General features: G+C 55.8%; 19 protein-coding genes. 15 read left to right on the top strand and 4 right to left on the bottom strand.

The annotated features are described in order from the left end of the window. The first annotated feature begins 46 nt into the window (after positions 1 to 46). From lolA to ACK3SD_RS11425, 9 genes are all read left to right on the top strand, one after another. The gene (gene lolA / locus ACK3SD_RS11465; protein WP_481125567.1) at positions 47 to 655 is read left to right on the top strand and encodes an outer membrane lipoprotein periplasmic chaperone LolA; all 609 of its coding nucleotides are present in this window, start codon (positions 47 to 49) and stop codon (positions 653 to 655) included. Positions 656 to 662: 7 nt separating this feature from the next. Continuing rightward, on the top strand, positions 663 to 2006 hold the full coding sequence (locus tag ACK3SD_RS11460) for a replication-associated recombination protein A (RefSeq protein WP_481125566.1): 1344 nt from the start codon (positions 663 to 665) through the stop codon (positions 2004 to 2006). A 106-nt stretch (positions 2007 to 2112) separates the two neighbouring features. Next, positions 2113 to 3405, top strand: coding sequence for a serine--tRNA ligase (serS, locus tag ACK3SD_RS11455; protein WP_481125565.1), 1293 nt, complete (start codon positions 2113 to 2115; stop codon positions 3403 to 3405). A 208-nt stretch (positions 3406 to 3613) separates the two neighbouring features. Continuing rightward, the gene (locus ACK3SD_RS11450; RefSeq protein WP_481125564.1) at positions 3614 to 6049 is read left to right on the top strand and encodes a DMSO/selenate family reductase complex A subunit; all 2436 of its coding nucleotides are present in this window, start codon (positions 3614 to 3616) and stop codon (positions 6047 to 6049) included. 12 nt (positions 6050 to 6061) lie between these two features. Beyond that, complete coding sequence (locus ACK3SD_RS11445; RefSeq protein WP_137763667.1) at positions 6062 to 6676, top strand: DMSO/selenate family reductase complex B subunit; 615 nt, start codon at positions 6062 to 6064, stop codon at positions 6674 to 6676. Between the two features lies 1 nt (position 6677). Beyond that, positions 6678 to 7541 (top strand): DmsC/YnfH family molybdoenzyme membrane anchor subunit, encoded by an 864-nt coding sequence (locus tag ACK3SD_RS11440; protein ID WP_481125563.1) that lies wholly within the window; start codon positions 6678 to 6680, stop codon positions 7539 to 7541. Beyond that, entirely contained in the window at positions 7531 to 8175 is a 645-nt protein-coding gene (gene dmsD, locus ACK3SD_RS11435) for a Tat proofreading chaperone DmsD (RefSeq protein WP_481125562.1), read from the top strand. The genes ACK3SD_RS11440 and dmsD overlap by 11 nt, the downstream gene beginning before the upstream one ends. Then, positions 8126 to 8716 carry a 4Fe-4S dicluster domain-containing protein gene (locus tag ACK3SD_RS11430; protein WP_481125561.1) on the top strand — a complete coding sequence of 197 codons (591 nt, stop codon included), beginning with the start codon at positions 8126 to 8128 and terminating at the stop codon, positions 8714 to 8716. The genes dmsD and ACK3SD_RS11430 overlap by 50 nt, the downstream gene beginning before the upstream one ends. Before the next feature lie 123 nt (positions 8717 to 8839). After that, the gene (locus ACK3SD_RS11425; RefSeq protein WP_481125560.1) at positions 8840 to 9985 is read left to right on the top strand and encodes an MFS transporter; all 1146 of its coding nucleotides are present in this window, start codon (positions 8840 to 8842) and stop codon (positions 9983 to 9985) included. A 45-nt stretch (positions 9986 to 10030) separates the two neighbouring features. On the opposite strand, the gene pflA is transcribed toward ACK3SD_RS11425, so the two are convergent. From pflA to ycaO, 4 genes are all read right to left on the bottom strand, one after another. Then, positions 10031 to 10771, bottom strand: a complete 741-nt coding sequence (pflA, locus tag ACK3SD_RS11420) for a pyruvate formate lyase 1-activating protein (RefSeq protein ID WP_137763663.1) — start codon at positions 10769 to 10771, stop codon at positions 10031 to 10033. Between the two features lie 228 nt (positions 10772 to 10999). Beyond that, entirely contained in the window at positions 11000 to 13282 is a 2283-nt protein-coding gene (gene pflB, locus ACK3SD_RS11415) for a formate C-acetyltransferase (RefSeq protein ID WP_481125559.1), read from the bottom strand. 58 nt (positions 13283 to 13340) lie between these two features. Further along, complete coding sequence (focA, locus tag ACK3SD_RS11410; protein WP_481125558.1) at positions 13341 to 14198, bottom strand: formate transporter FocA; 858 nt, start codon at positions 14196 to 14198, stop codon at positions 13341 to 13343. A gap of 442 nt (positions 14199 to 14640) precedes the next feature. Then, positions 14641 to 16398 carry a 30S ribosomal protein S12 methylthiotransferase accessory factor YcaO gene (ycaO, locus tag ACK3SD_RS11405; protein WP_481125557.1) on the bottom strand — a complete coding sequence of 586 codons (1758 nt, stop codon included), beginning with the start codon at positions 16396 to 16398 and terminating at the stop codon, positions 14641 to 14643. Positions 16399 to 16624: 226 nt separating this feature from the next. Between ycaO and ACK3SD_RS11400 the strand changes: the two genes are divergently transcribed. The 6 genes from ACK3SD_RS11400 (at position 16625) to ihfB (ending at position 23055) form a co-directional block, all read left to right on the top strand. Next, on the top strand, positions 16625 to 17317 hold the full coding sequence (locus ACK3SD_RS11400) for a DUF421 domain-containing protein (RefSeq protein WP_137763659.1): 693 nt from the start codon (positions 16625 to 16627) through the stop codon (positions 17315 to 17317). Between the two features lie 215 nt (positions 17318 to 17532). Then, complete coding sequence (gene serC / locus ACK3SD_RS11395; protein WP_481125556.1) at positions 17533 to 18618, top strand: 3-phosphoserine/phosphohydroxythreonine transaminase; 1086 nt, start codon at positions 17533 to 17535, stop codon at positions 18616 to 18618. A gap of 115 nt (positions 18619 to 18733) precedes the next feature. Beyond that, positions 18734 to 20020 (top strand): 3-phosphoshikimate 1-carboxyvinyltransferase, encoded by a 1287-nt coding sequence (gene aroA, locus ACK3SD_RS11390; protein ID WP_481125555.1) that lies wholly within the window; start codon positions 18734 to 18736, stop codon positions 20018 to 20020. A 207-nt stretch (positions 20021 to 20227) separates the two neighbouring features. Then, the gene (gene cmk, locus ACK3SD_RS11385; protein ID WP_137763656.1) at positions 20228 to 20917 is read left to right on the top strand and encodes a (d)CMP kinase; all 690 of its coding nucleotides are present in this window, start codon (positions 20228 to 20230) and stop codon (positions 20915 to 20917) included. A gap of 119 nt (positions 20918 to 21036) precedes the next feature. Further along, the gene (gene rpsA / locus ACK3SD_RS11380; protein ID WP_481127539.1) at positions 21037 to 22710 is read left to right on the top strand and encodes a 30S ribosomal protein S1; all 1674 of its coding nucleotides are present in this window, start codon (positions 21037 to 21039) and stop codon (positions 22708 to 22710) included. A 60-nt stretch (positions 22711 to 22770) separates the two neighbouring features. Further along, positions 22771 to 23055 (top strand): integration host factor subunit beta, encoded by a 285-nt coding sequence (gene ihfB / locus ACK3SD_RS11375; protein ID WP_137763655.1) that lies wholly within the window; start codon positions 22771 to 22773, stop codon positions 23053 to 23055. Positions 23056 to 23174: the final 119 nt, after the last annotated feature.

Here is a 23174-nt window from a genome sequence, read left to right as displayed (position 1 = left end):
CGTTAGCCGGATGGGTAATGATGGAAGATATGAGGTTATGATAAGTATGAAAAAATGGTTAGTAGCAGGCTGCCTGTTGGCATCCTTTAGCTCATCAGGGTGGGCAGACGCCAGCAGCGATTTGAAAAGCCGCCTGGGCAAGGTAAACAGCTTCCATGCTAGCTTTACGCAGCAGGTCACGGCCGATGATGGCTCCGAAGTGCAGCAGGGCGAGGGCGAGCTGTGGGTAAAACGTCCCAATCTGTTCAACTGGCACATGACCTCGCCAGACGAAAGCGTACTGGTCTCCGACGGTGAAACCCTATGGTTCTATAATCCCTTTGTGGAGCAGGTTACGGCAACCTGGCTGAAGAGCGCCACCGGCAACACGCCGTTTATGCTGATTACCCGCAACAACAGCAGCGACTGGGCGCAGTATCAGGTTTCCCAGAAGGGCGATGATTTTGAGCTGACGCCGAAATCCGCCAATGGCAACCTGAAGCAGTTCGCCATCACTGTGACCCGCGACGGTACCATCAAAAGTTTTACGGCGGTGGAACAGGATGGGCAGCGCAGCGCCTATCACCTGAAAAGCCAGCAAAATGGGCCGGTAGCCGCAGACAAATTCAAATTTACCCCACCGAAGGGGGTGACGCTGGACGACCAGCGCCAGTGAGGTGCGCGTGAGTAACCTATCACTCGATTTTTCACAGAATGAGTTCCAGCCCCTGGCCGCCCGGATGCGGCCAAGCACGCTGGGGGAGTACATCGGCCAGCAGCACCTGCTGGCACCGGGCAAACCCCTGCCGCGGGCGATTGAGGCGGGCCAACTGCACTCAATGATCCTGTGGGGGCCGCCCGGCACCGGCAAGACCACGCTGGCGGAGGTGATTGCCCGCTACGGCAACGCTGACGTGGAGCGCATCTCGGCGGTCACTTCTGGCATCAAGGAGATCCGTGAGGCGATCGAGCGCGCCCGGCAAAACCGCAATGCCGGCCGCCGCACCATCCTGTTCGTGGATGAGGTGCACCGCTTCAACAAGAGCCAACAGGATGCCTTCCTGCCGCATATCGAAGATGGCACCATCACCTTTATTGGCGCCACTACAGAAAACCCCTCGTTTGAACTGAATTCGGCGCTGCTCTCGCGTGCGCGTGTCTACCTGCTGAAGGCGCTCACCGTCGAAGAGATTGAGCAGGTGATTGAGCAGGCGATGAATGACAGCGCCCGCGGCCTTGGCGGCCAGAAGATTGTGGTGCCGCAGGAGACGCGCCGGATGCTGGCGGAGCTGGTCAATGGCGACGCACGCCGGGCGCTCAACAGCCTGGAGATGATGGCCGACATGGCCGAGGCGGATGCCAGCGGGGTACGTACCCTGACGCCGGAGCTGCTGCGCGAGGTCTCGGGTGAGCGTAGCGCCCGTTTCGACAACAAAGGCGATCGTTACTATGACCTGATCTCGGCGCTGCATAAATCGGTGCGCGGCTCCGCACCGGATGCCGCCCTCTACTGGTATGCGCGCATCATCACTGCCGGGGGTGACCCGCTCTATGTGGCGCGACGCCTGCTGGCCATCGCCTCCGAAGATGTTGGCAACGCCGATCCACGGGCAATGCAGGTGGCGATCGCGGCCTGGGACTGCTTCACCCGTGTCGGCCCGGCGGAGGGGGAGCGGGCCATCGCTCAGGCGATTGTCTACCTGGCCTGCGCGCCCAAAAGCAATGCGGTCTACACCGCCTTCAAGGCCGCGCTGCGTGACGCCAAGGAGCAGCCTGACTTCGATGTGCCGGAGCATTTGCGCAATGCCCCGACCAAATTGATGAAGGAGATGGGGCTGGGCGCGGAGTATCGCTACGCCCATGATGAAGCCAACGCCTATGCCGCTGGCGAGAACTATTTCCCACCCCAGATGGCCGCTGCCCGTTACTATTTCCCCACCAGCCGTGGGCTGGAGGGGAAAATTGGTGAAAAGCTGGCATGGTTGTCTGAACAGGATCAAAATAGCCTGATAAAACGCTACCGCTGATGGATGGCTTGCGGTAAGGTTATTCCGTTATTATTCCCAGGATACCGCGCTGATTCGCGGTATCTTTCGTTACATATCATTCAATAACTACAAGCACAGGATTAGCATGCTCGATCCCAATCTGCTGCGTAATGAGCTAGACGCAGTCGCCGAAAAACTGGCTCGCAGGGGCTTTACGCTCGACGTGGAAAAATTACGTGCCCTGGAAGAGCACCGTAAAGTTTTACAGGTCGACACCGAAACGCTTCAGGCAGAGCGCAATGCGCGATCGAAATCGATCGGCGCGGCAAAGGCCCGTGGTGAGGATATCGAGCCCCTGCGCCAGGAAGTGAATGTGCTGGGCGAGAAGCTGGATAACGCGAAAGCGCAGCTGGACGCACTGCAAACTGAGATCCGTGACATTGCCCTGTCCATCCCAAACCTGCCTGACGACAGCGTGCCGAACGGCAAGGATGACAGCGAAAATCAGGAAGTCAGCCGTTGGGGCGAACCGCGCCACTACGATTTCCCGGTGCGTGACCACGTTGAGCTGGGCGAAATGGCCGGCGGACTGGATTTTGCGGCCGCTGTGAAACTGACCGGCTCCCGCTTTGTGGTGATGAAAGGGCAAATCGCCCGTCTGCATCGTGCGCTGGCGCAGTTCATGATTGACCTGCACACCGAGCAGCATGGCTACCAGGAGACCTACGTCCCTTATCTGGTGAACCACGATACCCTCTACGGTACCGGCCAGCTGCCGAAGTTTGGTGAGGACCTGTTCCATACCAAACCGCTGGAAGAGGAGTCCACCAGCAGCAACTATGCACTGATCCCGACCGCTGAGGTGCCGCTGACTAATCTGGCGCGTGATGAGATCCTCGATGAAGAGTCTCTGCCGCTGAAATTGACCGCCCACACGCCGTGCTTCCGCTCTGAGGCGGGTTCTTACGGACGTGATACCCGTGGGCTGATCCGTATGCACCAGTTCGACAAGGTCGAGATGGTACAGATCGTGCGCCCGGAAGAGTCCATGCAGGCACTGGAAGAGCTGACCCACCATGCGGAGAAGGTGCTGCAACTGCTGAACCTGCCTTACCGTAAAGTGCTGCTCTGCACCGGCGACATGGGCTTTGGCTCCACCAAAACCTACGATCTGGAAGTGTGGCTACCGGCGCAGGACACCTACCGTGAAATCTCCTCCTGCTCCAATATGGGTGATTTCCAGGCGCGCCGTATGCAGGCCCGCTGCCGCAGCAAAACCGAGAAGAAGCCGCGTCTGGTGCACACCCTGAACGGCTCCGGTCTGGCGGTTGGCCGTACGCTGGTGGCAGTGCTGGAGAACTACCAGCAAGCCGATGGCCGTATCGAAATCCCTGAAGTGCTGCGCCCTTACATGCGCGGCGAAACCCATATCGGTTAATGGATTACCCCTCCTAAAAAGCGCCTACGGGCGCTTTTTTTGTGTCTGTCTCACGCAATTCTTTGAGTTACCTCCCACTTTTCATTTCTGCCCAATTTAGCGTCCCATTTTGTTGATGGAAAACAAAAAAAACTCCACCTCGCAAGCGTAAAACAGCACACCTCAGCCGCGCGTCGGCCCTGTCTATAGGTATCGATAAGGAGAAAATATGAATGCTGCAAAAGTCCCTCTGCTGGCTATCAGTCGTCGAGCCCTGTTGAAAGGGAGCCTGGCGACGAGCGCGCTGGCGATAGCAGCAGAGGGCATCGCCTTGCCTTTCCAACAGGCAGAAAAAACGCTGGCTGGGGCAGGGGAGCCACAGACAGAACGGGTAGTCTGGAGTGCCTGTACGGTGAACTGTGGCAGCCGCTGCCCATTGCGAATGCATGTGACTGCGGGCGAGATCCGCTACGTCGAGAGCGACAATGGCCGTGACGATAGCGAGTTGCGACAGGTGCGCGCCTGCCTGCGCGGGCGCTCCATGCGGCGGCGCATCTACCATCCCGATCGCCTGAAATACCCGATGAAACGCGTCGGCAAGCGGGGCGAGGGGCGCTTCAAACGCATCAGTTGGGAAGAGGCATTCGATACCCTCGCGGGCACGCTGCAACGCATCATCCGTGAGTATGGCAATGAGGCCGTCTACCTCAATTATGGTACCGGCACCCTCGGTGGCACCCTGACGCGCTCCTGGCCGCCCGGCAGTACCCTGATCGCGCGTCTGATGAACTGCTGTGGCGGCTACCTTAATCACTATGGCGACTATAGCTCCGCCCAGATCGCCGCCGGCCTGAACTACACCTATGGCGGCTGGGCGGATGGCAACAGCCCGACTGATATTGAAAACAGTAAACTGGTGGTGCTGTTTGGCAATAATCCGTCGGAGACGCGGATGAGCGGCGGTGGGGTAACCTATGCGATGACACAGGCCCGGCAGAAGTCGGGGGCACGGCTGATTATCATCGATCCGCGTTATACCGACACCGGCGCGGGTCGCGAAGACCAGTGGATTCCGCTGCGGCCGGGTACAGATGCCGCACTGGCTTCGGCACTGGCCTATGTGATGATCACGGAAGGATGGGTGGATCAGCCCTTCCTTGACACCTACTGCGTCGGCTATGACGAAAAGACCCTGCCGCCCGGTGTGCCAGCTAACGCCAGCTACAAAGCCTACATCCTGGGGCAGGGACGAGATGGGATAGCCAAAACCCCGACATGGGCCGCCGGCATTACCGGCGTGCCGGAAGAGGTCATTATCCGGCTGGCTCGTGAAATTGGCTCGACCAAACCCGTCTTCATCAGCCAGGGATGGGGGCCACAGCGCCATGCCAATGGGGAGCTGACCACCCGGGCCATCGCGATGCTGGCAATCTTAACCGGCAACGTCGGTATTCCAGGCGGCAACTCCGGCGCCCGTGAAGGATCCTACGCCCTGCCATTTGTCAGGATGCCGACGCTGGAGAACCCGGTAAAAACCAGCATCTCAATGTTCCTGTGGACAGAAGCGATAGCCCGCGGGCCAGAGCTAACGGCCCTGAAAGATGGCGTGCGGGGCAAAGAGAAACTGGATGTGCCCATCAAATTCATCTGGAACTATGCAGGCAACTGCCTGATCAACCAACATGCCGACATTAACCGTACCCATCAGATCCTACAGGATGAGAACTGGTGCGAAATGATAGTGGTGATTGATAACCACATGACCGCCTCCGCGAAATACGCCGATATCCTGTTGCCGGACTGTACCACGGCGGAGCAGATGGACTTCTGTTTGGATGCCTCCAGCGGGGAAATGGGTTACGTCATCTTTGCCGATCGGGTTATTGCACCGCGTTTTGAGTGCAAAACCCTCTATGAAATGACCAGCGAACTGGCAAAACGGCTGGGTGTGGAAGCGCAATTTACTGAAGGGCGCAGCCAGGAGGAGTGGTTACGCCATCTCTACCAACAGTCACGAGAGGCGATACCTGCATTACCTGAGTTTGAACAGTTTCGTCAGCAGGGGATCTTCAAGCAACGCGATCCTGAGGGCCACCATGTGGCCTACCGTGCTTTCCGCGAAGACCCTATTGCCAATCCCTTAGCCACACCATCAGGGAAAATTGAGATCTACTCAGCGCAGCTGGCAACTATTTCGTCCACTTGGCAACTTGACACCAGAGATGTCATCGATCCTTTACCGATCTATGCCGAAGGCGCTGAGAGCTACAACGATCCTTTGAATCATCGTTTCCCGTTGCAATTGACAGGTTTCCACTACAAAGCGCGCACCCATTCCACCTATGGCAATGTGGATGTGCTCAGCGCTGCCTGTCGTCAGGAGCTCTGGATCAATCCGATCGATGCACAAGCACGTAGGATCAAAAATGGCGATCCGATCCGTGTCTTGAACGATCGCGGTGAAGTGCGTACCACTGCACGGGTGACACCACGGATTATACCGGGTGTGGTGGCGCTGGCGGAAGGCGCGTGGTACTCCCCCGACACACAGCGAATTGATCACGGCGGTAGCATTAACGTACTGACTTCCCAACGTCCTTCACCGCTGGCAAAAGGCAATCCTTCCCACAGCAACCTGGTGCAGGTTGAGAAAGTGCATGTGTAAGGAGCAGACACAATGACCCAATATGGTTTCTATATCGACGCCAGCCGGTGCACCGGCTGTAAAACCTGTGAACTGGCCTGCAAGGATTATAAGGATCTGACGCCGGAAGTGAGTTTTCGCCGTGTCTATGAGTATGCCGGCGGTAGCTGGCAGCAGGATGGGGCAGGGTGGCGGCAGAACGTATTCGCCTACTACCTCTCCATCGCCTGTAACCACTGTAGCGACCCGGCCTGTACCAAAGTCTGCCCTAGCGGCGCAATGCATAAGCGGGAAGATGGCTTTGTGGTGGTCAATGAGGAGGTTTGCATCGGCTGCCGTTACTGTCATATGGCCTGTCCCTATGATGCTCCCCAATACAATGCCAGCAAAGGGTGCATGACTAAATGTGACGGCTGCTATGAACGGGTCGCCGGTGGGAAGAAGCCAATCTGTGTTGAATCCTGTCCGTTACGGGCGCTGGAGCTGGCACCCATTGACGAACTGCGAGCCAAATACGGTGAATTGGCGGCCATTGCCCCGTTGCCAGCCGCACACTTCACTCAACCCAATATTGTCATTAAACCCAATGCCCATAGCCGCCCGTCAGGTGATACCAGCGGCTATCTGGCGAACCCGAGGGAGGTGTGAAATGGGAACCGGATGGAGTGAATGGCCGTTGGTGTTCTTTACCGTGCTCAGCCAGTGCGTCATAGGGGGTTTTGGGGTGATGGCATGGGCACTGGGGCGCAGCGAGCAAGATGCGGCGCAGGTACGCGCGCTGCATTGGCAGATGCTTTACCTGTGGCTAATGATGGGCATCGCCTTCTCTGCCTCAATCCTGCATCTGGGCATGCCATTGCGCGCGCTAAACGCACTGAACCAGCTTGGCACGTCGCCGTTGAGCATGGAGATCGCCAGCGGCTCCCTCTTCTTTGCACTGGGTGGACTCTACTGGTTGCTCGCCATGCTGGGCAAACTTTCACCATCGATCAGGCAGGGCTGGCTGGCTGTTACCGGGCTGATTGGGGCCATTTTTCTCTATGCCATGTGCCGGGTCTACACCATTGAAACGGTTCCTACCTGGGACACGCCCTATACGGCACTCAGCTTCTTGTTAACGGCGCTACTGGGCGGTTCGCTGCTGGGCTACCTGCTGCTTCATGCCGCCGGAGCCAGCATCAGTGGGGCTTTGCGCCTGCTGCCGGCCGTTGCGCTCTGTGCGTTGGTCGCCAGCTCTGTTTTTGGCTTTGGGCAGTTGGCGAGCCTTGGGCAAATTCAAAGTTCCGTCCAGCATGCAGCGGCGCTGATCCCTGATATAGGCACGCTGACCGGGATACGATTAATACTGCTCAGTACAGGGCTGGCTTGCTGGTTAGTGCCTCTGTTGAAAGCTAAAACGCCTTCGATAGGCTGGATGATGGCGGGCTTTATGCTAGTGCTGGCGGGAGAGTTGCTGGGGCGTTCCCTCTTTTATGGCCTACACATGACCGTAGGAATGGCGTATGGGAGTTGAGATGGCCGGAAGCGAGGAGCACGCGGTTGTCCTGGAGGCCATCGCCATGACAGGCCGCCTGCTCGGTGTACTGCTGCTGCACTCACCTGAACAGCCAGACTTCTCGGCCACTGCGCCACTGTTTGCCAACCCAGCTTGGTGTGCGTCCTGGCCCTATGGCACTGCGGAGGAGCTGGCCTATGTCGCTCGGCAATTTACCCAGCAGGCTGAGGAGTCACTTACAGCCGCGTATCAGCGGCTGTTTATTGGGCCAGAGGCACTGGCCGCACCGCCGTGGGGTTCGGTCTATCTGGATAGGGAAGAGGTGTTGTTTGGTGATTCGACATTGGCATTGCGCCACTGGTTAGCGGAGCACCAGATTCAGATGCTGCACAACCCACGGGAGCCAGAAGATCACATTGGCCTGCTGCTGTTGATGACGGCCTGGCTGGCGGAACAGCGGCCTTGCCTGCTGAATGACTTTTTAACCCGCCATCTTTTTCCGTGGTCAGAGCGCTACCTGACACGTCTGGCCGCTGCTGCCGAACACCCCTTCTATCAAGCCGTGGCAAGGTTGGCGATGATCACTTTAGCCGGCTGGCAGCATGAGGTGCCACAGATGCCAGCAGCAGGTACAGACAATGTCGCCCCGTAATGAGCGTTACTATCGTGCCTGGTTGAGTCACCGGCAGATCAGCCGCCGTGGTCTGCTGCGCAGCGTGCTACGAGCAGGGCGGCCTGAGCCAGCACTCGCGGTGCGTCAGGCGGCCAGGCCGCCGCAGGCGCAGCCAGACGCACTGTTTTTGGCACGTTGTGATGGCTGCGGTGCCTGCGTGGCGGCATGTCCATTAGGCATGATCAAGGTGGCAGGAGGAAAAGCGGAACTGGATCCAGAGACCGCTTTCTGCGATGGCTGCCTGATGTGTACTGCCGCTTGCCCCACTGGCGCATTGGCACCTGACCGTAACAGGGAAACAGGGCTACGTCCGATAATACGCGAACACTGTTTTGGGCAAACCACCGGCGGGTGCCGACTCTGCATAATGGCCTGTCCCAGCTCGGCAATATTTTTTAATCAAGAAAATCATCCAGCGCTAAGCGAAGCGCGTTGTTGGGGCTGTGGGGCATGTAAATTTGCTTGTTATCATGGGCATATCCAATTGGCGTTATCTCCACAGGCATTCAATAAGAATTAGTTAATAAATAATTTCAATCATCAAGTAACACTTTGTGCGGGAGCCTTTTTTTAGCCAATTGACTTTTCGCAGCTCGGTGGCATGATGCGCGCACTTTCCTTCTTGTGTTTATCATCACCCATTATGTCTGCCTACTCTCGCCCAGTGCTGTTATTGCTCTGTGGGCTATTATTGTTGACCGTGTCGATCGCGGTATTGAATACGCTGGTGCCGTTATGGCTGACCCATGCGTTGTTACCTACCTGGCAGATTGGGCTGGTAAGCTCATCCTATTTCTGCGGCAACCTGGCCGGTACGCTGGTGGCAGGTGCCATCATCAAACGTTACGGTTTTAACCGCAGCTACTACCTCTCGTGCATTATCTTTTCCCTGGCGACAGCAGGGCTGGCTTACTCTACAGAGTTCTGGAGCTGGTTGGCTTTCCGCTTCATTGCTGGGATTGGGTGTGCCTTGATTTGGGTGGTGGTCGAAAGCGCCTTGTTACGCAGCGGCACGGCACAAAACCGTGGGCAACTGTTGGCCGCCTACATGATGACCTACTACCTCGGCACCGTGGCTGGGCAGTTGGTCTTGGGCATGATGCCGACTGCACTGTTTAGTGTGTTGCCGTGGGTGACCGCTATGATTGTGGTGGCTATGCTGCCGCTCTTCTTCGCTGCTTTCGGCTATGAAGACCTGAATCAACCGCAGGCGTCAGTGTGGCCGATGCTGAAGCGTCGTGACGCCCGTCTGGGCATCAACGGCTGCATCATTTCCGGTATCGTGCTCGGCTCACTGTATGGCCTAATGCCGCTCTATCTGTCGCATCAGGGGATGAGCGACGGCAACGTGGGCTACTGGATGGCACTGCTGGTGAGTGCTGGCATTGTTGGACAGTGGCCGGTAGGCCGATTGGCCGATCGCTATGGGCGCTTGCTGGTACTGCGGATCCAGGTGTTTGTTATCATCCTGGGGTGCATGGCAATGCTGAGTGGCTATGCGATGGCGCCTACGCTGTTTATTCTGGGCTGTGCCGGTTTTACCCTTTATCCGGTGGCAATGGCTTGGGCCTGTGAACGCATTCCGCAGCATGAGCTGGTGGCAATGAATCAGGCGCTGTTGATGAGCTATACCATTGGCAGCCTGACCGGCCCGACCATGACGGCCGTGCTAATGCAGCACTATTCAGATCAACTGCTGTTTGTGATGATTGCTGCGGTGGCACTGATCTACATGATTATGCTGTTCAGAAAGCCGGGACACTCTCCGACACCTTTCGCAGCAGCGTAACGCTTCTGACAGGGCGGATAACCGCCCTGTTATCGTATGGTGTGGTCAGTACATGACTTTGTGGCCATACCCTTCCAGAATCTGTTTCACCCGATCCATAGTCTCTTTTGGCGGCGGCCTGACGCCATCCAGTTTGTACTCTTCCCCCATCGCTACCCATTTATGCTTACCCAGCTCGTGATAGGGTAGCAGCTCAATCTTCTCAATATTCCCCATGTCGCGGGTAAACTCGCCCAGTCTATGCGCCGAGTCATCATCATCAGACCAACCCGGCACCACCACATAACGGATCCAAGTGCGCTGGTTACGCTTCGCCAGATAGCGGGCAAAGTCCAGAGTACGATGATTCGAGACCCCCACCAGATTTTGGTGGATATCATCATTCATCTGTTTCAGATCCAGCATCACTAAATCGGTAACGTCCAGTAGCTCATCAATTACTGGATCGTAGCGCCGGACAAAGCCGTTGGTATCAAGACAGGTATTGATGCCCTCTGTCTGGCAGGCACGAAACCAATCACGTACAAATTCAGCCTGTAAAATCGCTTCACCGCCAGACGCCGTGACCCCACCGCCGGAAGCATTCATAAAGTGGCGATAGGTCACCACCTCCTTCATCAACTCTTCGACGGTGATCTCTTTGCCGCCGTGGGTGTTCCAGGTATCGCGGTTATGACAGTAAAGACAGCGCATCAAACAGCCCTGGAAAAACACAATAAAGCGAATGCCGGGGCCATCTACTGTGCCGCAGGATTCAAAAGAGTGGATACGACCTTTTACTGACATTGCGGGCTCTCCAAAATGTGACTGTTCAAATGCAGTCTGAATCACGCCAGGGGAGGTGCAGCGATACACAAGATATCAGGTGATATCTGCCTGGCGAGGAATAACGGTTTTGCCTGATACCCAGAGCAGTGGATGCCCGGCAAACCCGTCACCCGGTCGGGGAAATGAAGGGGTGAACAGAGGGTGGGGGGGAAAAGCTCCGTCCCTGGAGCTTTTGGCCATTTATGATTACAGCGACTTGGTAAAGGTACGGGTAATCACGTCTTGCTGTTGCTCTTTGGTCAGCGAGTTGAAGCGAACGGCATAACCAGAAACGCGGATGGTCAGTTGCGGATATTTCTCCGGGTGTTCCATCGCATCCAGCAGCATTTCGCGGTTCATGACGTTGACGTTCAGATGCTGGCCGCCCTCAATGGAGGCTTCATGGTGGAAGTAACCATCCATCAGACCTGCCAGGTTGGCCTTGCGTACATCATCATCTTTGCCCAGCGCGTTCGGCACGATGGAGAAGGTATATGAGATCCCATCCTTCGCGTAGGCAAACGGCAGTTTAGCCACCGAGGTCAAGGACGCTACCGCACCTTTCTGGTCACGACCATGCATCGGGTTGGCACCAGGGCCAAACGGCTGGCCAGCACGGCGGCCATCCGGGGTATTGCCGGTTTTTTTGCCGTATACCACGTTGGAGGTGATGGTCAGCACTGACTGGGTCGGCACGGCATGACGATAGGTGCGCAACTTCTGAATTTTCTTCATGAAGCGCTCAACCAGATCGCAGGCGATGTCATCCACGCGCGGATCGTTGTTACCAAATTGCGGGTATTCCCCCTCAATCTTGAAGTCCACGGCCAGGCCATCTTCATCACGGATGGTTGACACCTTGGCATACTTAATCGCTGACAGGGAGTCGGCAGCCACTGACAGACCAGCGATACCACATGCCATGGTACGGTAGACGTCACGATCGTGCAGCGCCATCAATGCGGCTTCGTAGCTGTATTTGTCATGCATGTAATGGATGATGTTCAGCGCAGTAACGTACTGTTTCGCCAACCAATCCATAAAGTGATCCAGGCGCTCCATGACTTTGTCATAGTCCAGCACGTCATCCATCATCGGCGCTTCTTTCGGGCCGACCTGCATTTTCAGCTTCTCATCCATGCCGCCGTTAATTGCATACAGCATGGTTTTCGCCAGGTTGGCGCGGGCGCCAAAGAACTGCATCTGTTTGCCGACAATCATCGGGCTAACACAGCAGGCGATAGCGTAGTCATCGTTATTGAAGTCAGGACGCATCAGGTCATCGTTCTCATACTGTACGGATGAGGTGTCGATGGAGACTTTGGCCGCAAACTTCTTGAAGTTGAGAGGCAGTTTTTCCGACCACAGGATGGTCATGTTAGGTTCCGGCGACGGACCCATGGTGTAGAGCGTGTTCAGGAAGCGGAAGCTGTTTTTGGTGACTAGCGTACGCCCATCCACGCCCATCCCTGCCAGGGATTCGGTGGCCCAGATTGGGTCGCCAGAGAAGAGTTCATCGTACTCCGGCGTACGCAGGAAGCGCACCATACGCAGTTTCATCACCAGATGGTCGATCAGCTCCTGCGCCTGCTGTTCAGTCAGGGTGCCGGCTTTGATGTCACGTTCGATATAGACATCAAGGAAGGTGGAGACACGGCCAAAGGACATGGCGGCGCCGTTCTGCGATTTCACCGCAGCCAGATAGCCAAAGTAGGTCCACTGTACGGCTTCCTGCGCGTTTTTCGCCGGGACAGAGATGTCATAGCCATATTTGGCAGCCATCTCTTTCATCTGCGCCAGCGCGCGGTGTTGCTCCGCGATCTCTTCACGCAGCTGGATAGTCATCTCCAGATCTTCGCCGTTTTCCAGTTTTGCCTGCAGGGATTTGAACTGGGCGAATTTGTCCGCCATCAGGAAATCGATACCATACAGTGCCACACGACGATAATCGCCGATGATGCGGCCACGGCCATAGGCATCTGGCAGGCCAGTCAGCACACCAGATTTACGGCAGCGCAGGATGTCTGGGGTATAGACATCAAATACGCCCTGGTTGTGGGTTTTGCGGTATTCGGTGAAAACTTTTTTCAGCTGCGGATCGAGTTCACGACCATAGACCTTGCAGGAACCCTCCACCATTTTGATGCCGCCAAAGGGAATCAGCGCGCGTTTCAGCGGGGCATCCGTTTGCAGGCCAACAATTTTTTCCAGCCCTTTCTGGATGTAGCCAGCATCGTGTGAGGTGATGGTAGAGGCGACGTGGGTGTCAAAATCAACCGGCGCATGGGTGCGGTTCTCAATTTTGACGCCTTCCATTACCTGTGCCCACAGGGCAGTGGTCGCCTCGGTTGCGCCCGCCAGGAAGGACTCATCGCCTTCATAAGGGGTGTAGTTTTTCTGGATGAAGTCACGGACATTGACGGTATTCTGCCATTCGCCCTGTTGGAAGCCTTCCCATGCACTTGCCAGTTTTTCATTAAGTTCGGACATATTGCACCTACCTTAAAATATGGATTTCTTTGTAAACCCGCAGTGACGTAATCACCGGTCAGTGGTGATTACCGCCACGTAAATAGATTGCCCAGTACGTCAGTCCTACCAGCACCCCGCCGCCGATGATGTTGCCGAGCGTCACTGGGATCAGGTTGTCGACAATAAAGTTGCTGATGGTGAGGTGGGAAAACTGCTCCGGGCTGGCGCCGACGGCTTGCCAGAACTCCGGCGTGGCAAAATTCTTGATGACGATGCCAAAGGGGATGAGGAACATGTTGGCGATGCTGTGCTCAAAACCGCTGGCGACAAACATGCCTACTGGCAGCAACATCGCCAGGCACTTGTCCGTCAGGGTACGGCCAGAGTAGCTCATCCACACCGCCAGACAGACCATCAGGTTCGCCAGAGTGCCGAGACAGACGGCTTCTATGAAGGTATGGTGGACTTTGTGATCGGCCGTCTGGAGCACATTCAGGCCCCACTGCCCATTGGCAACCATATATTCTCCGGAGTACCACATCAGGGCGACGAAGAAGAGGGCGCCCACCAGGTTGCCAAGGTAAACATTGACCCAGTTACGAACCAGTTGCCCCCATGTGATGCGCCGACTGGCCTTGGCGACGACGATCAGCACCGTGGAGGTAAACAGATCCGCACCGCCGACAATCACCAGCATCAGGCCCAAGGAGAAGCAGAGGCCGCCGACCAATTTGGCGAGGCCGTAAGGTACGCCAGCGGTGCCGGTAGTGGCAGTAATATAGAAAACAAACGCAATTGAGATAAACACACCCGCGGTAATCGCTAAATAAAAAGTGGTGAGCGGATGCTTAGTCGCTTTATAGACACCCGCATCTTCGGCAACTTTTGCCATTGCGGGTGGAAGCAGTAAATTGAAAGGGTTGTCAGCGTTCACACTAACTCTCTCTGATAGGTTAAGACAGTGCAAAGAGATACTAACAAAGCCATGATCGATAAAAATTGATTTAGATCATAAACGCACTGAGCGCATCCACATCCGTCATAAGATTTTCTTTATTTTTATAATTAATTCTTTGATTTATATGTATTAAATTTATTTTAACTTTTATATATTTTTTTGATTGGTAGGGGGTGTAAATCAAAGATCAGTTTAACTCTAATAGATAAATGTATTATTTCAAGCCTCTTCCGTGCGATAAATTTAATTTATAATTAACATTTACACGTCATCATTAACGTAGCTGAAGGGTATGAGTCGGGCTGGAAATTAATTTCTCCTAAGGTGTAGAAAAGTGGGATAAATAAAAAGCCCCGGTAATGTTATGCATTACCGGGGCTTGAGAATGGCACCTTAAAGCAGGGGCATCAGCCTGACATTACGCCCAGTGGCGACGCTTAGCCTGTTGTAGCTTCTCATAAGCCGCCAGCAACGCCTGATGGGCTGGCAGGGCCTGAAGCTCAGCATCAATGGCAAACAGCCCATGGAAACGCGCTTCGCCACTCAGGGCGGCGGAAGCCTGATCCACTGCTTCCTGACCATACATCTTCACAAAGGCAGCATAGTACTGTGCTGGCTCGCGCTCTGGCTCCTGCGCCAGCAGCAGCAGGGTTTGCAGGCAACGGTAGTAGTTGCTGCGCTCTGGCGTGAAGACAGAAGCGTTGAACTCCTGTGTCCACTCCGCCCAAATCAGCGCCTGATCCAGATCGCCACCCGCCAGGGCCAGCATGGATTTCAGCTCGCCAATGCGCAGTGTGTACCAGCCATTGTCTTTGCCGGTCGCCAGACCAAGCAGTTCACGCACGCGGGTAAAGTCATCCATACCCTCGTCGTCCAGCTCTTGGATCAGCGCCAGATACTCTTCGCGGCTCCAGTCGCTGTCCGGCAGCGCCAGCAGCTTCTCACGCAGCGGGGCACCCATGCTGTTGTTAGCCAGCAACAGATCTTCTGCCGGGTAGATATCCGACATGCCCGGCACCAGAATACGGCAGGCGTACACGCCCAGGTGCTCATAATCCGCGATATATACCTCGGCATCTTCTTGCTGGAAGATGGCCATCAGGGTTGCGAACTCCTCTTCGGTCGTGCCGCTGAAGTCCCAGTCAGCGAACGCGTAGTCCGCGTCCTGCTTGAACATATCCCAAGAGATCAGGCCGCTGGAGTCGATAAAGTGGGTCTCCAGGTTGGCATGTTCCGCGACCTCTTCGTCATCGAAGGTAGGCGGCGTGAAGACATCCAGATCTTTCAGGCTGCGGCCCTGCAGCAGCTCAGTAACAGTACGCTCCAGTGCCACGCCAAAGTCCGGGTGTGCGCCAAAGGAGGCGAAGCAGGTGCCATTGGTCGGGTTGAACAGCACGACACAAATTACTGGGTACTGGCCGCCCAACGAGGCGTCATAGGCCAGGATCGGGAAACCTTCCTCTTCCAGCTTGGCGATGGCCTCAACCACGCCAGGGTAGCGCGCGAGCACGTCTTCCGGGATGGCCGGCAGGCTGATGGATTCCGCGATGATGCGGTTTTTCACATAGCGCTCGAATACTTCAGAGAGACCCTGTACGCGTGCCTCATTGGCGGTGTTACCGGCGGACATGCCGTTCGACACATAGAGGTTACCGATGATATTCATCGGGATATAAACGGTCTGCTCATCCGACTGGCGGGTGAAGGGCAGGGCGCAGATGCCACGCGCCGCATTGCCGGATTGCAGGTCAATCAGATCGCTGCCAGACAGCGCCTGATCCGGATCGTAGAAGTCATGCAGACGCGCATCCAGAATCCCTTCCGGCAGGCTGTTGTCTTCTGGGATCGGGAACCATTTCTCATTAGGGTAGTGAACGAATTCGCCCTCGGCGATCGCTTTGCCCAGATAGAAGTCGGCGAAGAAATAGTTGGTGGAGAGGCGTTCGAAATACTCGCCCAGCGCCGAGGCCAGCGCGGCTTTCTTGCTGGCGCCCTTGCCGTTAGTGAAGCAGAGCGGGCAGTCGCGATCGCGAATGTGCACCGACCAGACGTGAGGCACCGGATTCAGCCAGGAGGCCTCTTCAATGTTGAAGCCTAAATCGGTCAGCTTTTTCTGGAAACGTGCAATGGAGTCTTCCAGTGCCGCGTCTTTGCCGGGAATAAAGGTTTGGGTCATGGGGATCACTTTTTATCATCGTACTGAAAGGCGCCATGATACGGACTTTTATTCTTCAGCTCCACGGATTGATCATGGCAAAGGGGGCAATAAAAAGATTGTTTTTTCGCCATCCAATAGCCCGTGTGTGATGACGTTGGCGGGAACGGGGCAAAAGATTGCCAAGCAGCCACCGCAGACCGTAGATTGTCGGCATCTGGTCATGGCCTTTTCTAAGGAAAGCAAGATGAAAGCGTTTGATCTTCAACGGATGGCGCTGGACAAGTTCCCGCTGGAGTTCCTGGCGGAAGTCGCGGCTCGTTGCCTGTTCACCTTTGTGCTGGTGTTTCTGTTCCTTAAAGTCAGTGGCCGGCGGGGTGTCAGGCAGATGTCGCTATTTGAGGTGCTGATCATCCTGACCCTCGGCTCGGCGGCAGGAGACGTCACCTTCTATGACGATGTGCCATTACTGCCGGTGTTCATGGTGTTTGCCTCTATCATGGTGTTCTATCGTCTAGCGACCAAGCTGATGTCCTACAACCGGCATGTACAGAACTGGATGGAGGGCAAGCCGCTGATGCTGGTGCGCAACGGTCAGTTTGAGTGGAAGACCATGAAAAAGCGTAACATTACTCACGATGAGTTTTTTATGGAGCTGCGGCTGGCTGGCGTTGAGCATTTGGGGCAGGTACGACTGGCGGTGCTGGAGGTCAACGGCGGCATCAGCGTCTTCTTCTTTGAGCCAGAGGAGGTAAAGCCGGGGCTGCCCGTGATGCCCGCCGATTACATCACCTTTATGACCCGTGCGACAAAAGAGGGTGACTACGCCTGCCATCAGTGCAGCCTGATCCATCACCTGAAAGCCGGCGAGTCATATCAGTGCCCGCAATGTAAAAGTGACAAGTGGGTGGCTGCGTTGACCCACCGCCGGGTAGGCTGAAATCAGCATATCCTGCCAGATTAACGCCCTGCCACGGGGGATCATCAAACCGGGAGCCATCGTGGCAGGCAGAGTATAAGAAGAGGATCTTGTTCTGGTTTCTGCCAGGGTGCCCCGCCGGGAGCGATAACCGTTGCAGGCCGCCGATTCGGATGATAAAACCGAAGGCTGGTGGTCATACATAACAGTTATCTTATCGTGAATGGTGAAGGGAAATGACTCAGGTTTTCAATTTTAGTGCGGGTCCGGCCATGCTGCCGGTCGAAGTTTTGCGTCGTGCCGAGCAGGAGCTCTGCAACTGGCATGGGCTGGGCACCTCCGTGATGGAGATCAGCCACCGCAGTAAAGAGTTTATCCAGGTGGCGGAAGAGTCGGAGCGTGACCTGCGAGACCTGCTGAAGATCCCGGACAACTATAAGGTGCTGTTCTGCCACGGTGGCGCGCGCGCGCAGTTCGCCGCAGTGCCGCTGAACCTGCTGGGTGACCACACCACGGCCGACTATGTTGACGGTGGCTACTGGGCACACAGCGCGGTAAAAGAGGCGCAGAAATATTGCAAGCCAAATGTGCTGGACGTGAAAACGTCTGTCGATGGCCGCCACGCTATCACGCCAATGAGCGAGTGGGCGCTGCGTGATGACGCCGCCTACGTCCACTACTGCCCGAACGAAACCATTGACGGCCTGGCCATTCACGATATGCCCGATTTTGGTGACAAAGTGGTGGTAGCGGACTACTCCTCCTCTATCCTTTCACGTCCAATTGACGTCAGCCGTTTCGGTGTAATTTATGCCGGTGCGCAAAAAAACGTCGGCCCGGCTGGCCTGACGCTAGTGATTGTGCGGGAAGACCTGCTGGGCAAAGCAAAAACCGAGCTGCCCTCCATCCTTGATTACAAGGTGCTGGCTGAGAACGACTCCATGTTCAATACGCCGCCGACCTTTGCCTGGTATCTCTCCGGCATGGTATTTAAGTGGCTGAAAGAGCAGGGCGGCCTGCTGGAGATGGAAAAACGTAACAAAGCCAAGGCGGAATTGCTGTATGGTGTCATCGATCAGAGCGACTTCTACCGCAACGAAGTGGCCCAGGCGAACCGCTCTTGGATGAACGTTCCCTTCCAACTGGCTGACGCGGCGCTGGACAAAGTCTTCCTGGACGAGTCCGTGAAGGCGGGCCTCCACGCTCTGAAGGGCCACCGTGTGGTGGGCGGCATGCGCGCGTCCATCTACAACGCGATGCCGATTGAGGGCGTGAAAGCCCTGACCGAATTCATGGCGGACTTCGAGCGTCGCCACGGCTAATCGCCGGCCCGCACCTGTAAGGCTGCGGGCATGTTCTGATAACCCGTTGATTTTCAGGAACCCCGGCTCAAACCGGGGTTCTTTTATAGCAAAGTATTTGGAGAGTGTGTTTTACATGCAGGACTCGTTAACCCTACAGCCGATTGCCAAAATTGATGGCACCGTCAACCTTCCAGGCTCAAAAAGTGTGTCCAACCGTGCGCTGCTGCTGGCGGCGCTGGCGCAAGGCACCACGACCCTGACCAACCTGCTCGACAGTGATGACGTGCGCCATATGCTCAACGCCCTGGAGAAATTGGGCGTGGCGTTTCGCCTCTCGGCCGATCGCACCCGCTGTGAGGTGGAAGGGCAAGCTGGGCCACTGCGCAGCGCGCAGGCGTTGGAGCTGTTCCTGGGCAATGCGGGAACGGCCATGCGCCCACTGGCGGCGGCGCTTTGTCTCGCGGACGGCGACATCACGTTGACCGGCGAGCCGCGCATGAAAGAGCGGCCAATCGGCCACCTGGTGGAGGCCCTGCGTCAGGGCGGCGCGCAGGTTGACTATCTGGAGCAGGAAAACTATCCGCCGCTGCGACTGCGTGGTGGGTTCAACGGCGGTGATATTGCCGTTGATGGCAGTGTCTCCAGCCAGTTTCTGACGGCCCTGCTGATGACCGCGCCGCTGGCGGCACGTGATACGGCGATCCGCATCAAGGGTGAGCTGGTCTCAAAGCCCTATATCGACATCACGCTCAACATGATGAAGAGCTTTGGCATTGAAGTGGTGAATGATGAGTACCGCGTCTTCCACATCAAGGGCCAGCAGACTTATCAGGCACCCGGCGAATATCTGGTGGAGGGCGATGCCTCTTCCGCCTCCTACTTCCTCGCGGCTGCGGCGATCAAGGGCGGCACCGTGCGCGTGACCGGCATTGGCCGCCACAGTATGCAGGGAGATATCCACTTTGCCGACGTGCTGGAGAAGATGGGCGCGCGCATCACGTGGGGCGACAGCTACATTGAGTGCAGCCGCCACGAGTTACATGGCATCGACATGGATATGAATGCCATCCCGGATGCGGCAATGACCATCGCGACCACCGCGCTCTTTGCCCAAGGGGAGACCACCATCCGCAATATCTACAATTGGCGGGTGAAAGAAACTGACCGTCTGGCGGCGATGGCGACAGAGCTGCGCAAGGTGGGCGCTGAGGTGGAGGAGGGGCATGACTACATCCGCGTAGTGCCGCCGGCGGCACTGCAGTACGCGGAGATTGGCACCTACGACGATCACCGCATGGCGATGTGCTTCTCGCTGGTGGCGCTCTCTGAAACACCGGTGACTATCCTCGATCCAAAATGTACTGCCAAAACCTTCCCAGACTACTTTGACCGCCTGGCTTCACTGAGCCAACCGGCATAATATGAACAAAACGGGCAAATTATGCCCGTTTATTCTCCCTCCCCACAGATTTTGTCTATCTTCTACACTCTCTGACAGTTTATGGGGGTAATTTCAGCAACTGCGCGCGCGAAAGGTAACAGTTATGCGTCAGGCAGCGTATAATGCTGCGGCTGAAGTAGCCTACTGAGTAATAAAGCGGGTTTCCCCGATCTAAAGGAGTGAGATATGACGGTTACAGCCCCGGTGATTACCGTTGATGGGCCAAGTGGTGCCGGTAAAGGTACGCTGTGCAAAGCGCTGGCGGAGTCATTAGGCTGGCATCTGCTGGACTCTGGTGCCATCTACCGCGTGCTGGCGCTGGCTGCGCTGCACCACCAGGTCGATATCCAGTCCGAGGAGGCCTTGGTGCCGCTGGCCGCTCACCTTGACGTGCAGTTCATCTCGCGCAACGGGCAGCTTGAAGTGATCCTGGAAGGTGAGGATGTCAGCAATGAGATCCGCACGGAAACCGTGGGCAATACCGCCTCTCAGGCCGCTGCCTTCCCGCGGGTGCGTGAAGCGCTGCTGCGCCGCCAGCGCGCCTTCCGTGAGGCACCTGGCCTGATTGCCGATGGCCGCGACATGGGCACGGTGGTCTTTCCTGACGCGCCAGTAAAAATATTTTTGGACGCCAGCGCGGAAGAACGTGCACGTCGGCGCATGCTACAGTTGCAGGAAAAGGGCTTTAGTGTTAACTTTGAACGTCTTTTAGCCGAGATAAAAGAGCGTGACGACCGCGATCGCAACCGCGCGATTGCACCGCTGGTGCCTGCTTCTGATGCCCTGTTGCTGGATTCGACCAGCATGTCCATCCATGAAGTGATTGAAAAAGCGTTGGCTTACGCCCATGACGTACTGGCACTGCCACAGAAATAAGCGTCGCGCTCACTGAATTTAGTACCCTGCTGCCAGGAACGGTGGCGGGGCATGTGAAACAACCCCATCCGGCGGGATGCTAGATGGACGTTAAACTTAAGAACCTAAAGATTATCAACATGACTGAATCTTTTGCTCAACTCTTTGAAGAATCCTTAAAAGAAATCGAAACCCGTCCGGGTTCCATCGTTCGTGGCGTTGTTGTTGCTATCGATAAAGACGTAGTGCTGGTTGACGCTGGCCTGAAGTCTGAATCTGCCATCCCGGCTGAGCAATTCAAAAACGCACAGGGCGAGCTGGAAATCCAGGTTGGTGACGAAGTAGACGTGGCTCTGGACGCGGTAGAAGACGGTTTCGGTGAAACCCTGCTGTCCCGCGAGAAAGCGAAACGTCACGAAGCATGGCTGATGCTGGAAAAAGCTTACGAAGAAGCAGCGACTGTTACCGGTGTTATCAACGGTAAAGTGAAAGGCGGCTTCACCGTTGAGCTGAACGGTATCCGTGCGTTCCTGCCAGGTTCCCTGGTTGACGTGCGTCCGGTTCGCGACACGCTGCACCTTGAAGGCAAAGAGCTTGAGTTCAAAGTCATCAAGCTGGACCAGAAGCGCAACAACGTTGTTGTTTCTCGCCGTGCGGTCATCGAATCCGAGAACAGCGCAGAGCGCGATCAGCTGCTGGAAAACCTGCAGGAAGGCATGGAAGTTAAAGGTATCGTTAAGAACCTCACTGACTACGGTGCATTCGTTGATCTGGGCGGCGTTGACGGCCTGCTGCACATCACTGACATGGCGTGGAAACGCGTTAAGCATCCGAGCGAAATCGTCAACGTTGGCGACGAAATCACTGTTAAGGTGCTGAAGTTCGACCGCGAGCGTACCCGTGTCTCCCTGGGCCTGAAACAGCTGGGCGAAGATCCGTGGGTTGCTATCGCTAAGCGCTACCCGGAAGGCACCAAGCTGACCGGCCGTGTAACCAACCTGACTGACTACGGCTGCTTCGTTGAAATCGAAGAAGGCGTTGAAGGCCTGGTACACGTTTCCGAAATGGATTGGACCAACAAAAACATCCACCCGTCCAAAGTTGTTAACGTTGGCGACGTAGTGGAAGTCATGGTTCTGGACATCGACGAAGAGCGTCGTCGTATCTCCCTGGGTCTGAAACAGTGCAAAGCCAACCCGTGGCAGCAGTTTGCAGAAACCCACAACAAGGGCGACCGCGTTGAAGGTAAAATCAAGTCTATCACTGACTTCGGTATCTTCATCGGCCTGGACGGCGGCATCGACGGCCTGGTTCACCTGTCTGACATCTCCTGGAACGTTGCAGGCGAAGAAGCAGTACGTGAATACAAAAAAGGCGACGAAATCGCAGCGGTTGTTCTGCAAGTTGACGCAGAGCGCGAGCGTATCTCCCTGGGCGTTAAGCAGCTGGCGGAAGACCCGTTCAATAACTACCTGTCTATGAACAAGAAAGGTGCTATTGTTACTGGTAAAGTCACTGCAGTAGACGCTAAAGGTGCTACAGTTGAATTAGCGGGCGGCGTAGAAGGCTACCTGCGTGCATCTGAAGCTTCTCGCGACCGCGTTGAAGATGCAACTCTGGTTCTGAATGTAGGCGACGAAGTTGAAGCTAAATTCACCGGCGTTGACCGTAAGAACCGCGTTGTAAGCCTGTCCGTCCGTGCTAAGGACGAAGCTGACGAGAAAGATGCCATCGCTTCTGTTAACAACAAACAGGAAGAAGGTAACTTCTCTAACGCTATGGCTGAAGCTTTCAAAGCGGCTAAAGGCGAGTAATGACGGGGGGCGGCCTTGCCGCCCCGAAACGGTAGTTAAGCTGCAAAGCTTGGAGGAAACATGACCAAGTCTGAACTCATTGAAAGACTTGCTGGCCAGCAATCTCATATTCCGGCGAAAGCCGTTGAAGATGCAGTGAAAGAGATGCTTGAGCATATGGCCGGTACGCTGGCTGAAGGTGAACGCATTGAAATTCGCGGATTCGGCAGTTTTTCACTTCACTACCGTGCGCCGCGTATCGGGCGTAACCCTAAAACTGGTGACAAAGTGGAGTTGGACGGCAAATATGTCCCGCACTTCAAACCAGGTAAAGAGTTGCGCGACCGCGCGAACATTTATGCCTGATATGATGGCATAAAGTTATTGCCTTAGAGATTATGAAACGGCGCCCTTGGGCGCCGTTTTTTTATGTTTGAAAAAAGTATCTTTGGAAAGCCGCTCTCAAAATGAGTTGTAACGCCAGT

This window comes from Chimaeribacter sp. YP20170169 (assembly GCF_056739715.1).
This window is presented reverse-complemented; position numbering and strand designations above follow the sequence as displayed.

Bases quoted from the DNA above. Each gene is read 5' to 3' on its own strand.
- serS (WP_481125565.1), top strand. From the start codon at position 2,113: ATGCTCGATCCCAATCTGCTGCGTAATGAGCTAGACGCAGTCGCCGAA.
- aroA (WP_481125555.1), top strand. From the start codon at position 18,734: ATGCAGGACTCGTTAACCCTACAGCCGATTGCCAAAATTGATGGCACC.
- ycaO (WP_481125557.1), bottom strand. From the start codon at position 16,398: ATGACCCAAACCTTTATTCCCGGCAAAGACGCGGCACTGGAAGACTCC.
- ACK3SD_RS11450 (WP_481125564.1), top strand. From the start codon at position 3,614: ATGAATGCTGCAAAAGTCCCTCTGCTGGCTATCAGTCGTCGAGCCCTG.
- serC (WP_481125556.1), top strand. From the start codon at position 17,533: ATGACTCAGGTTTTCAATTTTAGTGCGGGTCCGGCCATGCTGCCGGTC.
- pflB (WP_481125559.1), bottom strand. From the start codon at position 13,282: ATGTCCGAACTTAATGAAAAACTGGCAAGTGCATGGGAAGGCTTCCAA.
- rpsA (WP_481127539.1), top strand. From the start codon at position 21,037: ATGACTGAATCTTTTGCTCAACTCTTTGAAGAATCCTTAAAAGAAATC.
- cmk (WP_137763656.1), top strand. From the start codon at position 20,228: ATGACGGTTACAGCCCCGGTGATTACCGTTGATGGGCCAAGTGGTGCC.
- dmsD (WP_481125562.1), top strand. From the start codon at position 7,531: ATGGGAGTTGAGATGGCCGGAAGCGAGGAGCACGCGGTTGTCCTGGAG.
- ACK3SD_RS11430 (WP_481125561.1), top strand. From the start codon at position 8,126: ATGAGGTGCCACAGATGCCAGCAGCAGGTACAGACAATGTCGCCCCGT.
- ACK3SD_RS11425 (WP_481125560.1), top strand. From the start codon at position 8,840: ATGTCTGCCTACTCTCGCCCAGTGCTGTTATTGCTCTGTGGGCTATTA.
- ihfB (WP_137763655.1), top strand. From the start codon at position 22,771: ATGACCAAGTCTGAACTCATTGAAAGACTTGCTGGCCAGCAATCTCAT.
- ACK3SD_RS11445 (WP_137763667.1), top strand. From the start codon at position 6,062: ATGACCCAATATGGTTTCTATATCGACGCCAGCCGGTGCACCGGCTGT.
- ACK3SD_RS11440 (WP_481125563.1), top strand. From the start codon at position 6,678: ATGGGAACCGGATGGAGTGAATGGCCGTTGGTGTTCTTTACCGTGCTC.
- pflA (WP_137763663.1), bottom strand. From the start codon at position 10,771: ATGTCAGTAAAAGGTCGTATCCACTCTTTTGAATCCTGCGGCACAGTA.
- lolA (WP_481125567.1), top strand. From the start codon at position 47: ATGAAAAAATGGTTAGTAGCAGGCTGCCTGTTGGCATCCTTTAGCTCA.
- ACK3SD_RS11400 (WP_137763659.1), top strand. From the start codon at position 16,625: ATGAAAGCGTTTGATCTTCAACGGATGGCGCTGGACAAGTTCCCGCTG.